We start from the raw sequence: 12047 nt of genomic DNA, 5'->3' as shown, positions 1-12047 counted from the left end.
AGCCGCTCGACGATCGCGGTCGGCGCGTCCGCCCGGTCCCAGGCATAGCTGCGCTCGATCGGCCGCGCCGCGTCCGCCGCCAGACCCGCCCGCTGCGCCGCCACCGCCCCGGCCAGCCCCCGGATCGCCCGCCCGCCCCGCTGCGCCGACAGCCGCCCGCCCGCATCCCAGGCGCTGTCCAGCACGAACCCCGCCGTGCTCTCGCGCCGGACCTCGCGGCCGAGCCCGTCTTGGGTGAAGGCGAGCGGCGCGTGCTCGGCCACAACCAGCGCGGCCAGGGCACCAAGCGGGTCGTAGGCGTGGCGGGTGACGTGCTCGCCGAGCCGGATCGCGTGCGGCTGGTCGATCCCGGAAAAGATCCGCCGCGCCACACGCCGGCCGCAGGCATCGTACCGGCTCTGCACCCGGCGCCCGCCGACATCCTCCTCGACGATCCGCCCGTCCCGGTCGCGGATGTATTCCACCCGCGTGGCCTCGTTCCGAGCCTCGACCAGCAACCCGCGCCGGTCGTACCCATAGGCGACCTGATCCTGCCGCCGCCCGTCCGGGCCGAACACCTGGATCCCGGTGACCAGACCGGTGCGGTCGTAGCCGTAGACCAGCCGGGCGCCGTCCGGCCGCACCGTCTCGCTCACGCGGCCCACGACATCGCGGGTGTAGCGCGTCACCCGTCCGTCGAAGTCGACCTCGGCCACCACCCGCCCGGCCGCGTCGCGCTCCAGCGCGTAGCGCCGGCCGAGGGCGTTGGTCACCTGCGTCAGCCGGCCCTCGCCGTCATAGCCGAGGGTCAGCGTGCCGCCGTTCGGGTCCTCGATCGCCTCCAGCACGTCGAAGGCGCCGTGATGGTACCGCCAGGTCCGGCCCTCGCCGTCCGTGACGCTGGCCAGCGCCCCCTCCGGGTCGAAGGCGCGCGCCACCGTGGTGCCGTCCGGCCGGGTCAGCCCGGTCGGGGTGGCGAAGCCCCCGGGACCGGCCGCGTAGGCGAGCCGTGTCGTGCGCCCGAGCGGGTCGGTGGTCTCCACCAGCCGCCCGAACGCGTCGTAGCCGAACCGCGTCACCCCGCCCCTGGCGTCGGTGACGCTGGCGAGCCAGCCGCCCGCGTCGTAGGCGCGCCGCTCCTCGGTGCCGTCGGGGAAGCGCGTCAGGACGATCCGGCCGTGCGCGTCCCGCTCGTACACGGTGCGGTGGCCCTCGGCGTTGGTCTCGGCCGCGAGGTTGGCCTGGGCGTCGTACTCATTGCGCCGGACGTTACCCGCGCCGTCGACGACAATGTCGAGCTGGCCCTCCGGCCCCCAGCCGTACAGCGTCTCCCGCCCCTCGGCGTCGATGTGGCTCTTTACGTTGCCGAAGATGTCGTAGCGCGTGCGCGCGGTATAGCCGGCCGCGTCCGTGGTGGCGGTGCGGAAGCCGTAGCGGTCGAAGCTGTGGCACGTGGTGGCGCCGAGCGCGTCGGTCTCGGCCGTGACGTTGTCGTGCGCGTCGTAGGCGAAGACCTGCGCCTTGGCTTCATCGCCACCGGGCAGGTAGGTGGTCCGCCGCGCCTGCGCGTCGTAGAGGAAGCGGTCGCCGTTCCACAGGCCGGTGGTCTCGGTGTGCACCACCCGGCCGGCCTCGTCGTAGCTGAAGACCGTCTCGGAGCGGCGGGTCCTGTTGTGCCAGCGGGCGAGCAGGGGCCGGTCGGGCTGCCACTCGTACTGCACCGACATACCGAAGGCGCAGTCGGCATGGGCCATGCGGCCGTTGCCGTCGTAGCCGTACGCCGCCAGCCTCAGGCTGGCGCCGCCGAGCCCGATCAGCGTGATGCCGGTGCGCCTTCCGGCGGCGTCGTTGTCGAAGGCGAGCGCGAGGCCGTCGGAGCGTTCGACCCGCAGGAGCACGCCCGCGGGGTCGCGGGTGAGCCTGAGCGCATTGCCGGAGAGATCCTCGATACGCTCCAGGCGGTAGAAGCCGTCCGGGTACTGGCGGAAGTGCTTGAGGAGACGCCGGTCCTTGAGGCGCAGCTGCTTTAACCAGGGTGCGGTGAGTTCGAGGTGGGGGGATCCGGTGTTCTTCGCGGCCAGGAAGTTGAACGGGCGCTCGAAGGCGATGCGCCTGCCGTCGGCCTGGTGGAAGGCGAGGTGGCCGGGGGCGTAATTGTCGAAGTACTCGTCGAAGACGGAGATCTGGCAGGGGCCGAGCGGCCCGGGCCATCCCGTGGCGTCGGGCATCTGCAGGCCCATGTACCGGGCGCCGTCGAGCGGCAGCGCGCCGGGGACCAGGAAGTCGTGCCACGTCTCCAGGTACTCGCCGGTCGCGACCGAGACCGGTTCGCCCGCTGTGACGGGCGCTGCCGGCGGAGCCTCCTCGTGCGGCGGAGGCGGCGGAGCCTCCTCGCGCGGCGCTGCCGGCGGAGCCTCCTCGTGTGGCGGGGACGGCGGAGCCTCCTCGTGTGGCGGGGACGGCGGAGCCTCCTCGTGTGGATTAGATGGCGAGGGCTCTTCTACCCTTCGCGAATACTGGATCTTAGGCTTCGAGCCTCCCCCGCGAGGTGCACCAGCGCCACCCTCGGCAAGGTCGGCTGCGGTGCCTAATTCGCTGTAGAGTTCGGCGGCGTCGTGACCTGCCACACTGTCCACCGCCTGGACGCCCAGCGTATCGCCCTGGGCCTCACCGGTCGCGGCTTCGTACACACCGGTAAGGACGTTATCGATGCCACGGCCAGCAAGTGCGACACCCCCGACTCCGACCGCGGCACCGCCGATGGTGGACACCGGCATGGATCCGAACCCGAGGACCGCCAAATCGGCGCCGAGGAAGGCTTGAAAGGCCCCGCCGATTGCTCGTCCTGCGCCGCCTAGGCGCGTACCGACGTGGTTGCGGTCCCACCATCCCTGTTGTTCTGGCTGAGGCGGCGTTTGTGGTGCGCTCGATCCGGTCGTGACCTGGGCATTGGCGTTGGCCTGCTGTTTCGAGGCCGGTTCACCTTTCTCGTCGCGCTTGTGGACCGATTGCTTTGCTCTGGCTTCCGGGACGTCGGATCTAGGCGTGGCGCCCGTGCCGGGTGATGTGCCGGGTGCAGGAGGTGTGAGGGCAAAGTGCTGGTCCGAGCCCGAGGCCATCAGGCGGCGCTCCCCGTCGGGAATCCGGTGGAGTCAACGAGGGACTCAGCTGTGCCGAGCCGTTCATTGCGCACCTCCGCGCCACGCGGATGACGATGGGCCGGAAGGGCCAACCCAGGTTGGGTGGCTCCGGTCCGCAGATCGTGGGCAAGGCATTCACCTCGCCCATCGGCGCTCATCGCGCCGAACGGGATCACGACCTTCGGCATCAGACGGTCTCCTCACCCTTGCCCTTCTTCGGCTCCTCGCCGCCGGGGTCGGGCCGGTTGATCCAGGCCGGGTCCCGATGGCTCACCACCGCGAACCCCTCCGAGTAGAAGAAGCTCGACCCCTCCTTGGCGTGCGCCATGCCGAGATAGCCCGGCACCTTCACGCCCTTGCCCGTGCCCTGCTCGTGCCCGGTCGAGGTCGCGCACCGCGAGTTCAGCTGGAAGTCGTAGTTGCCGTTGTTGCGCACCGAGGTCGACGTCCGGATCGCCGACGACAGGAACGCGATCGACGTGTACGGCACCGGCACCATCGCGCTGCCCCGCGGCGTCAGGCACACGTCCGGACCCTTGGACACGATCACGTTCGACCCGTCCTTGCGCGCCGAGATCCGACCCTCGCTCATGCCGCTCGCCCCCGCGCCTGACCCTGATCCGTGATGGAAGCCGCGTCCGGACCCGCGTCCGGCACGCCCGTTCCCGGCCGGCGCAGGATCGTGGCGGTCGCGTACCGGTCCGGCTCGAACCGCACCCGCCAGCTCAGGAACACCCGCGCATCGGCCCAAAGCGGCGCCGCCACGTCCAGCAGCACCGTGTCCAGCACCATCGGCCGGACCTCGACCGCGCCCCCGGGCTCGGCGAACGCCACCGCCAGCGCCTCGCCCGGCAGGTCGAGATGCACCGGCCGCGCGTCCCCGGTCAGGCCGGCGAGCTGGATGTGCTCGTCGCCCACGAGGTGGCCGGGGCAGATAAGGTCGGGATGGGCCGCGTTGTGGTAGGCGAAGTCGTAGTCCGGCGGCCAGTCCGGCCAGATCTCGTCCAGCCAGCGCTGGTCATAGGTCCCGGCCAGCGGCAGCCGCGGCTCCCACGCGCACGGGATCGGACCGAGGGTGTGCGGCTGCCGCAATGTGTAGGGCTCGTCCAGCACCTCGTCGGCCCCGAGGATCTGGGGGGCGGGGTGGGCTTGCGTGTGGTCGCTACCCTCCGGGTGCAGCCAGCCGCAGCCGATCGGGTTGTAGGGGTCGTCGGCGAAGACCGGCCGGCCCTCGGCATCCGTGCCCGCGGGCGGCGTGCCGCCGAAGGCCAGTTCGTAGCGCAGCGGCACCGCGGCCACCGGCTCCGGAGCTGACAGGCGCCAGCCCCGGAACGCCGATCGGTGGCGCTGCCACTCCGCCCGCTCTTCCTCCGACAGCACCCGCGCCCAGTCCGGCTCCCAGCGGCGCGGGCCTGTGACCCGCACCCGCTTCTCAACCACCGCGACGCCCCCGCGCGAGACCCGTACCCCCGCCAGCCACGCGGCCGCCGGCATGCCCCCAGGGGGGCGCGCCACCGCGTTGACCAGGATGTCGGTGCGCGGCTTGTACGGAACGAGGTCCGAGGGGTGCCACACCGAGCTGACGTTGACCGCCCCGTGGCAGGCATCCGTGAACAACAGCGGCGCCTGCTCCTCGGCCACCGCCAGCCGCCCGTCCGGCCCGATCGCGTAGGTCGCCTTGACGATGACGACGCCGAACTCGCCCCCGCGGTTGTCGCCGGCATAGTACCGGAAGTTCGGGAACGGCGCGTGGTTGACCAGCTCCGGCATGACGACCTCAGTTGTTGTCGATCATCGCCGAGGCGATCTGCACGTGGGCCTCGCCGTCGAGGTAGATCTTCACGCCCTTGAGCAGGATGTCGCCGTTGCTCTTCATCACGAGCATCGCCTTGGCGGCGCCGGCATTGCCGTCCTTGTCGGCCCCGCCGCCGACCTGGAGCACCAGTTCCTCGCCCACGCTGATCGTGCAGGTCTTGCCCACCGTCACCGTCTGGGCGAGCCCGACGACGGTGCTCTTCATCAGCCCGACCTCCTCGGACGAGGTCATGCCCACAGTGCGGTTCATGTTCATCCCGACCGCGAGCTGCTTGTTCTGCTCGATCGTCTCGACGTGGTTGCCGCCGACATCGATCGACTTGTCGTGGCCGATGCTCTCCGACTGGTCGTGGTCGACCCGCTTACGCCGGTCGTGGCGCACCTTCACCCGCATGTCCCTCTGCGCGTGGACGAAAACCTCCTCCCGGCCCTGCTCGTCCTCGAACCGCAGCTCGTTGAACCCCTCGCCCTTGTGCGTCTTCGACTTGATCGCCATCCGCGTCTTGTGGGCCGGCAGCGGGTACGGCACCGGCTCGCGCGCGTTGTAGGCCCGGCCCGTGATGATCGGCTGGTCGGGGTCGCCCTCCAGGAAGTCGACGATCACGTGCTGGCCGATCCGCGGCACCGCGATCTGCCCCCAGCTCGCCCCCGCCCAGCCCTGGCTCACCCGGATCCAGCACGAGGCCGTGTCGTCGGCCCGCCCCGACCGGTCCCAGGGGAAGCGCACCTTCACCCGCCCGAACGCGTCGCAGTGGATCTCCTCGCCCGCCGGACCCGTCACGATCGCCATCTGCGGGCCCTCGACCCGCGGCTTGCCCGGAGCGTCGGGCCGGTACGGCGTGTCGTGCCGGATCACCCGGAACGACGTGGTCAGGTACGCGCCCCCGTCGCCGGCATCGCCCTCGACCGCCCCCGGCTGGCTGCCGGCGTGGCTCGCCGCCACCACCAGGAACCGCCGGTTCAGCGCCGGGTCGGGATGCCCAGTCAGTGCGAACCGGTGCCCGGGCAGCAGCCGCGCGCACCGCCCCGCCCCCTCGCCGTGGCTCGCCTCGTCCCGGAACCCCTCCAGCCGGTAGCGCGTGAACGCCCGGCCGACCGCGTCCGCCTTGTAGCGGCCGGGGTAGTCGTACATCTCCAGCTTGCGCGTCAGCCCGTTCAGCGCGGACGCCTGCGCCCGCGCCTCGAAGTCGTGGACCGGGTTGCGGAAGAAGTGGTCGCGCTGGACCACGTCGGAGGGCGCCACCAGCTCGCGCCAGGTGAACCGGCCGACATGCGGGCCCTTCACCGTGCCGCCCGGCTCGGCGTTGTACTCGATCGCCTCCGCGCCCGGCGCGTCCGGGGCGAGCTTGGTCGCGTCGGTGAGCACCAGGGTGTGGGCGCCCTCGGCATGCTCGAAGTGGTAGGCGATGCCTTCCTCGGCCAAGAGCCGCTCGATGAAGGCGAGGTGGGTCTCGCGGTACTGCACGCAGTACTCGCGCGCGGGATGCTGTTCGGTCAGCGCGAAGCGGTAGGCGGTGACGCCGTTGTCCTTGAGCACCGCCTCGACGATCTCGGGCACGCTCTTCGTCTGGAAGATCCGGCAATCCGCGCCGAAGCGCAGGCGGTGCAGCGCCGGCATGAGCAGGACGCGGTAGGCCGTGTGGTGCGCGCCGGTGTCGCCGCGCTCGGCCAGGGCGAGCACGCCGTGGACGTGGCGGGGCGGGCCGTAGCGGTCGAGCACGGTGAGCCGGGCCGGCTTGTCGAGCAGGGCGGTCAGGTCGAGCCCCGGGTCGGGCGAGGCCAGGGCGACCTCGGCCCGGAACAGGCTCGAGATCGCCTCGTCCAGGCGGAAGCCCGTGACCGCCAGATCGGCGCCCGGCAGGCCGTCTGCGGTGAACGCGAGGGTGAAGTCGCGGTCGAGATCGCTCAGCGGCTGGGTGATCTCGGCGGGCAGGGCGATCATCGGAGAGCCTCGAAGGGGGCGGGGGTGGTCGGTCCGGCGTGGCCGGGCGGCTCAAGGGGGGCAGGCCGGGACGTGGAGGACGAAGCGCTGCAGCCAGAAGGCGGCGAGCCCCGCGCCCAGAAGCAGGCCGAGCCAGGAGCGCGGACGCCCGAAGCCGGCCAGACCGATCAGGCCGAGCACCGGGCCGAGCGTGATCAGGGCCAGGAGGATCGGCATCCCGTCGCGCCCGTCCGGCACGGCGCAGAACGCCAGGGCCGGGTGGTCGGGCAGGTCGAGGATCCACTCGGCCGGGTCGGCGGAGAACACCCGGATCGCCAGGGCGATGACCGAGGCGGCCGGCACCAGCGCGAGGTCGCGGGCGTGGTCGCGCCCGCCCGGCCACCGCCCCGGCAGCCGGGCGGGCGGCCGGACCATCCGGGCCGGGATCGGCCTCGGCGGGGATTCGTCATGGACACCCGCGTCCGGGCGCGCCTCGTCCTGCGGGACGCCGGGCCGTCCGGCGCGTGACCCGCCCGAGGCGCGCATCCGCTCGTCCCCCGCCGCTCAGGCCATCCGGCTCAGGCCTTGGGCTTGCGCCAGTCGTCGGCGCCCGACGTGCTGGCCACCGTGTGCTCCCACTCGATCCGGCGGTAGGACAGCGACACGGCGATCAGCTGGGTGAAGTCGGCGTTGCGCGCGTCCTGGCAGTGCGGCAGCTGGGCGTCGATGTCGATGATGGTCGCGTCGACCAGGCGGGTGGTGAAGAAGTGCTCCTGCTTGCCGGCCGAGCTGGTGCGGAACCACTTGACCTCGACCTTGGTCAGCATCTCGCCCGAGGTCAGGGCGTTGTAGAGCAGCGGCGTGGCCTTGTTCAGCGGGGCGGTGAACTTGAACGGCAGGTGGACGCGCTGGCCCGAGGGCTGACCGGACTGGGGGTCGCGCGGGATGGTGACGCGGTGCTCGATGGCCTGGACGAGGATCTCGTTCTCGTGGCCCTCCTGCCAGATGTTGCCCACGGAGGCTTCGGTGAAGGCGCCCTGGGTGATATTGCCCTGGGTGGAACCCTCGATCGAGATATAGGCGGGTGTCGGCATGGTCTTCCCCGATGATCCGAGGCCGGCGGCGGTCGATCCGCAGGTCCGGCCCGATGAGGTCCGGTTGTCTGCGCTGTGTTCCGGCTTCGCGGGAAGCACATGGCAGAGTTCGTGCCAAGCTGTGCCGGGGCGATCTTATTTTGATCTTTGCCGTCCAAGTGCCTGATCTCTCAGTCGGATCGTTTCGACCCGACAGCCGTGTGCTCGGATGCGTCCATCACCGGTTGAGATTTTTGGCCAAAAATGGCCGAGCGCTTGGCCAAAGATGGCCAAACTTTTTAAGTGAGATAAGATATTGTGGTGGCTGCGTAAATCGACACAGTTCGAATTCGATTAGATATAGGAAACGGCTAAGTCGTTGAGAACGCTCAATCAGGGCATTTGGCCAAAAATGGCCGAACCATCTGGACGGTTGGTCCCGAGAGAGGAGTGGCGGACCAACCCGCCTGCACCGCAGAAGCTGCCGTATCGACGACGGTCTATCGTAGCGGTTGCTCGCCAGAGTTGACGGGGGACTTCCATGCCAAATATCGGTGACGTGCAGATAATCACAAATATTTTGGATCATCTTCATTGCCAATAAATGCGCTTGTCGAACGGATATGCATCAATTAAGATTGATAATTCAACTTTGAATTCATTGAGCTTTCGTGAAGGCCCGATCTGTTGCGATGAACCGCGCCAACATGGGCGCACTCAGCCGGATTCGATCGGCGGCTGGTTGTCCGGTCTCCCGGGCCAACACCTCGGCATAGGCAGCGAGGTCGCGGTGCAGGCTGGCAGGCAGCTCCAGCGTGACCTTGATCGGCTTGTCATCGGGGATCGGTCCGAGCTTCAGCCTCGGCATGTCAGCCTCCATAGGGTTCGAGGACGAGATCGCGCGTGATCAGCACGCGGACTGAAAAGCCCGGCCGGATGGTGAGCGTCGGGGCGATGTCGAGCTGGCGGCCGACCACTTGCCGGCCGACCTGGCTGATGCCGTCGGACGCGCCCTGACGGATGGCGCGGGCGATCTCGCTCTCCTCGCCTGACGAGCCGGCCTGCAATCCGATGCTGAGGAGCCTCGAGAGACCTGCGGCCTTGGCGAGATCCCACCAGTGATGATCGACACGATCCTCAAGACCGGCATAGCCCTCGGCGTCGGCGCCGGGCTGGCGTTCGAGGACGATGCTGCGGCCATTTGGGAAGATCAGCCGGGTCCAGACAAGCAGCACCCGGCGCTGGCCGAAGCCGACGCTATTGTCATACTGGCCGACCACACGTGTGCCCTGCGGCACGAGCAGGATGCGCCCCGTCGGGCTGTCGTAGACGTTCTCCGTCACCTGAGCGGTGATCTGGCCGGGCAGATCGGAGCGGATGCCGGTGATGAGCGCGGCGGCGATCACCGCGCCGGCCTGCAGCACGTTCGGCGATGCGGGTGCGGCGACGCGATCAGGCGCCACGGTGCGCTTGTCGGGGGTCTGGTTGAGGAAGGCGAGCTGCCGTTCCTGCGCGGAAGGCGTCGCCGGCTGCGGCGCCAAGCCGAGACTGCCGAGGTCGGTGGGTGGTGTCGCGGTCGGCATTGGCGACATTGCCGTACTGCTGCCGGCAGGCCGCGTTTCGGTCGAGGCGAAGAGCTTGGCGAGCCGCGCCGCCTCCAACTCCTGCGCCCGCCGCTGTTCCTCCGGCGTCGGCCCGACCGGCCCGGCATTGGGCGCGGCGATCCCCGGCGCCGGAACCGGCTGCCCAGCGTTCCGCGCGTTGAGGATCGGACGACCGAGATCGCCGGGCAGCGGCGGGCCGAGCTTCGGCGCGCCTGAATAATCCTTCGGCAGACCGTTGAGGCCGTCCGGTGTCGATCGGTTGTCGGTCGAATAGAGTTCCTGACCCTGGCTGCCATTGCGGGTCTGGAGCCCGTAATAGAGCACGCCGCTGATCGCGAGGCTGCCGGCTGCGCCAAGACCGATCAGCACCCGGCGCGACAGCCGCGGGACGCGCGGCGGCTCGAGGCGCAGCCGCACCGGTGCGACTGCCTCGCCCGTGATCGGGCGGGCATCGTCCTCCGCCTCGGCTTGGCGGGAGCGCTCGGGTTTCCGTCCTTCTTCCGTATCGGGATTTTATTCGCTGGTCACGACGCCGGCCTCCCGGCTGTGCGGAAGGTCGGCGTCATTGTCCAAGCTCCTTCGACCAGTTGATGGCGTTGACGTAGATGCCGAGCGGGTTGGCCCGGAGTTTCTCGGGTCGCGCGGGTGATCCGCCCCCAATGAAGTGGTCCGCCCTGAGGTCTGGCTTTTGGGCCAGTGCGAGGACGGACAGATGGGAACGAAGCGGCACAAGCCGGAGGACGTTGTCGCCGAGCTGCGGCAGATGGATGTGCTGGTCTCGCAGGGCCAGAGCGTCGGGGACGCGATCCGCACGACCGGCGTGACGGAGGTGACGTACTATCGCTGGCGCAAGGAGTACGGCGGCCTGAAGAGCGACCAGGTCCGGCGCATGAAGGACTTGGAGACCGAGAACCAGGGGCTCCGGAAAGTGATCGCGGATCTCGCGCTCGACAAGCTGATGCGGTCATTGGCGCGCAGGCCGCCTACATCGCGCCGGGCTCACCGTGGGAGAACGGCTTCGTCGAAAGCTTCAACGCGCGATTGCGGGATGAACTCCTAAACGGCGAGGTTTTCTAAACCCTGAAGGAGGCGAAGATCATCATCGAAAGCTGGCGTCGACACTACAACACGATCCGCCCGCACGGTGCGCTTGTCTACAAGCCACCAGTGCCGGAAGTGTTCGTGCCAGCCATGACCGCTTGGCCGACTGCGCTCGCCCGACCGGCTCCGTCGGCCAAGCTACCTGTAGAGCAGAGGCCGACCCCGCACTAAACTTGAACTTGGACCACCGCATGGGGGCAGGTCACTGCGATCTCCAGCGTCTTCACCTGCTCGGCAGGATGACGCAGCAGGCCGTGCTGGAGGTTGATTGCGGCGAGCGGCGCGGGAAGCTGGCGAAGGTAGGCCGCAGGCGCGCCGACGAGACCGGCAAGCTGGCCGAATCTCCAGTGGGTGGGCGCGACCGGTGCTTCGGCGCCCGGCAGGATCAAAGACAGCCGCTCGGGATCGTCGCGTTGTGCCTGGACATGGATAAGTACGCTTTCCACGACGCGCGTGCGGCTGTGATCGGAACGGGCCTGGACTGCGGCGCGCAGGGTGTCGAGCGACAGGAAGCGTTCGTCCGCCGGTCGCGAGAACCATTCGGAGGATACGCGACCGATCCGCTGGCCGCGTGAGACATCCACCTTGTAGCCGCTAGACGGGTCGCGGCTGGCATCGAGGATTTGAACTCCGGTCAAGGGACATCTCCACGACGGGCGCCACGGACACTCTCCACGGCTCTCAACCCGTCACGGAAACCGGCGCAGCCCCTCTTCCTTTCGTGGGTGCCGGCCGACGGGTCTCCTCCAGCCTGTCACCCGTCGCGGGCGATCCCGCGCACCCTCTTCCTCTCCCGCGTCAGGGATGCCTGCCCGTAGGGATGGAGACCCGGTCACGGGGCTCCAGCGTCAGCCGGCAGCCAGGCCCGCGAAGGGGACGCCCTACCCCCAACCGGCTCGGCCTCCCGAACATCTCCCGGAACAACTTCTCCGAACGCTTGACACCTTCGTCGGTCAACATGACGGATTTGGACTTTCCGCCCAGGTTGCCGATCATCCCCTTGGCGTGGAGCCGGGTCATCGTCTCCTATTGGAAGCCCTTCCAGGCCCGTCCATCACGATCAAGCGTCAGATAGAGAAACGCCAGGACGGCATCGTCGATCCTGTTTTCGTCGATCTCCATGATCGCCTCGCGCTCCGTCGAACGTCGATGGAAGTGCCATTCATATCACGCTCCACGAGAAAAGATCGAGCGTTCTCGCCGGTCCTGCTACGCCATAGCTTGCCGTCTGGCGTTTCCACGACGCTTCCACCGGAAGAGTAGGAGGAGAGGCAACAGACAGCAAAAAGCCCGCCATCCTGTTGGAATGACGGGCTTAAATTTGGTTGCGGGGACAGGATTTGAACCTGTGACCTTCAGGTTATGAGCCTGACGAGCTACCGGGCTGCTCCACCCCGCGCCAAGAGTGTTTCGG

General features: G+C 69.1%; 9 protein-coding genes, 1 tRNA gene and 4 pseudogenes. 2 read left to right on the top strand and 12 right to left on the bottom strand.

Going from position 1 to position 12047, the window contains the following annotated elements:
* From GGQ91_RS27815 to GGQ91_RS27775, 9 genes are all read right to left on the bottom strand, one after another.
* On the bottom strand, window positions 1-2756 hold a 2756-nt coding region (locus GGQ91_RS27815; RefSeq protein ID WP_246410965.1), incomplete at its 3' end, for a DUF6531 domain-containing protein.
* 341 nt (window positions 2757-3097) lie between these two features.
* On the bottom strand, window positions 3098-3307 hold the full coding sequence (locus tag GGQ91_RS27810; protein WP_182593300.1) for a hypothetical protein: 210 nt from the start codon (window positions 3305-3307) through the stop codon (window positions 3098-3100).
* Window positions 3307-3711: a PAAR-like domain-containing protein gene (locus GGQ91_RS27805; RefSeq protein WP_182593299.1), complete on the bottom strand. Its 405-nt coding sequence runs from the start codon at window positions 3709-3711 to the stop codon at window positions 3307-3309. The genes GGQ91_RS27810 and GGQ91_RS27805 overlap by 1 nt, the downstream gene beginning before the upstream one ends.
* Window positions 3708-4889 carry a DUF2169 family type VI secretion system accessory protein gene (locus tag GGQ91_RS27800; protein ID WP_182593298.1) on the bottom strand — a complete coding sequence of 394 codons (1182 nt, stop codon included), beginning with the start codon at window positions 4887-4889 and terminating at the stop codon, window positions 3708-3710. The genes GGQ91_RS27805 and GGQ91_RS27800 overlap by 4 nt, the downstream gene beginning before the upstream one ends.
* Window positions 4890-4896: 7 nt before the next feature.
* Window positions 4897-6876 (bottom strand): type VI secretion system Vgr family protein, encoded by a 1980-nt coding sequence (locus GGQ91_RS27795; RefSeq protein WP_182593297.1) that lies wholly within the window; start codon window positions 6874-6876, stop codon window positions 4897-4899.
* Window positions 6877-6927: 51 nt separating this feature from the next.
* Entirely contained in the window at window positions 6928-7401 is a 474-nt protein-coding gene (locus GGQ91_RS27790) for a hypothetical protein (protein WP_182593296.1), read from the bottom strand.
* 32 nt (window positions 7402-7433) lie between these two features.
* The gene (locus GGQ91_RS27785) at window positions 7434-7949 is read right to left on the bottom strand and encodes an Hcp family type VI secretion system effector (RefSeq protein WP_043347720.1); all 516 of its coding nucleotides are present in this window, start codon (window positions 7947-7949) and stop codon (window positions 7434-7436) included.
* Between the two features lie 637 nt (window positions 7950-8586).
* On the bottom strand, window positions 8587-8796 hold the full coding sequence (locus tag GGQ91_RS27780; RefSeq protein WP_182593295.1) for a DUF2274 domain-containing protein: 210 nt from the start codon (window positions 8794-8796) through the stop codon (window positions 8587-8589).
* A gap of 1 nt (window position 8797) precedes the next feature.
* A complete protein-coding gene (locus GGQ91_RS27775; protein ID WP_182593302.1) occupies window positions 8798-9973 on the bottom strand; it encodes a TraB/TrbI/VirB10 family type IV secretion system protein in 1176 nt (391 codons plus the stop codon).
* 271 nt (window positions 9974-10244) lie between these two features.
* On the opposite strand from GGQ91_RS27775, the pseudogene GGQ91_RS28685 reads away from it, so the two are divergent.
* Together GGQ91_RS28685 and GGQ91_RS28680 are read left to right on the top strand one after the other, a co-directional pair.
* Window positions 10245-10493 (top strand): annotated as a pseudogene (locus GGQ91_RS28685) (transposase); the annotation flags it as partial.
* Window positions 10494-10498: 5 nt separating this feature from the next.
* Window positions 10499-10804: pseudogene (locus tag GGQ91_RS28680) on the top strand (integrase core domain-containing protein); the annotation flags it as partial.
* A gap of 41 nt (window positions 10805-10845) precedes the next feature.
* Here GGQ91_RS28680 and GGQ91_RS27760 read toward each other — a convergent pair.
* From GGQ91_RS27760 to GGQ91_RS27750, 3 genes and pseudogenes are all read right to left on the bottom strand, one after another.
* Window positions 10846-11271: pseudogene (locus tag GGQ91_RS27760) on the bottom strand (DUF932 domain-containing protein); the annotation flags it as partial.
* A gap of 262 nt (window positions 11272-11533) precedes the next feature.
* A pseudogene (locus GGQ91_RS27755) lies at window positions 11534-11755 on the bottom strand (DUF6429 family protein); the annotation flags it as partial.
* A 200-nt stretch (window positions 11756-11955) separates the two neighbouring features.
* Window positions 11956-12032, bottom strand: a tRNA-Met gene (locus GGQ91_RS27750).
* Between the last annotated feature and the right edge of the window lie 15 nt (window positions 12033-12047).

This window comes from Methylobacterium fujisawaense, from assembly GCF_014138435.1.
Lineage (GTDB): Bacteria > Pseudomonadota > Alphaproteobacteria > Rhizobiales > Beijerinckiaceae > Methylobacterium > Methylobacterium fujisawaense.
The sequence above is the reverse complement of the archived record's forward strand: the minus strand, read 5'-3'. Positions and strand labels throughout refer to the sequence as shown.

Coding starts and splice junctions, on each gene's coding strand:
- GGQ91_RS27795 (WP_182593297.1), bottom strand. CDS start 6,876: ATGATCGCCCTGCCCGCCGAGATCACCCAGCCGCTGAGCGATCTCGAC.
- GGQ91_RS27805 (WP_182593299.1), bottom strand. CDS start 3,711: ATGAGCGAGGGTCGGATCTCGGCGCGCAAGGACGGGTCGAACGTGATC.
- GGQ91_RS27780 (WP_182593295.1), bottom strand. CDS start 8,796: ATGCCGAGGCTGAAGCTCGGACCGATCCCCGATGACAAGCCGATCAAG.
- GGQ91_RS27800 (WP_182593298.1), bottom strand. CDS start 4,889: ATGCCGGAGCTGGTCAACCACGCGCCGTTCCCGAACTTCCGGTACTAT.
- GGQ91_RS27790 (WP_182593296.1), bottom strand. CDS start 7,401: ATGCGCGCCTCGGGCGGGTCACGCGCCGGACGGCCCGGCGTCCCGCAG.
- GGQ91_RS27785 (WP_043347720.1), bottom strand. CDS start 7,949: ATGCCGACACCCGCCTATATCTCGATCGAGGGTTCCACCCAGGGCAAT.
- GGQ91_RS27810 (WP_182593300.1), bottom strand. CDS start 3,307: ATGCCGAAGGTCGTGATCCCGTTCGGCGCGATGAGCGCCGATGGGCGA.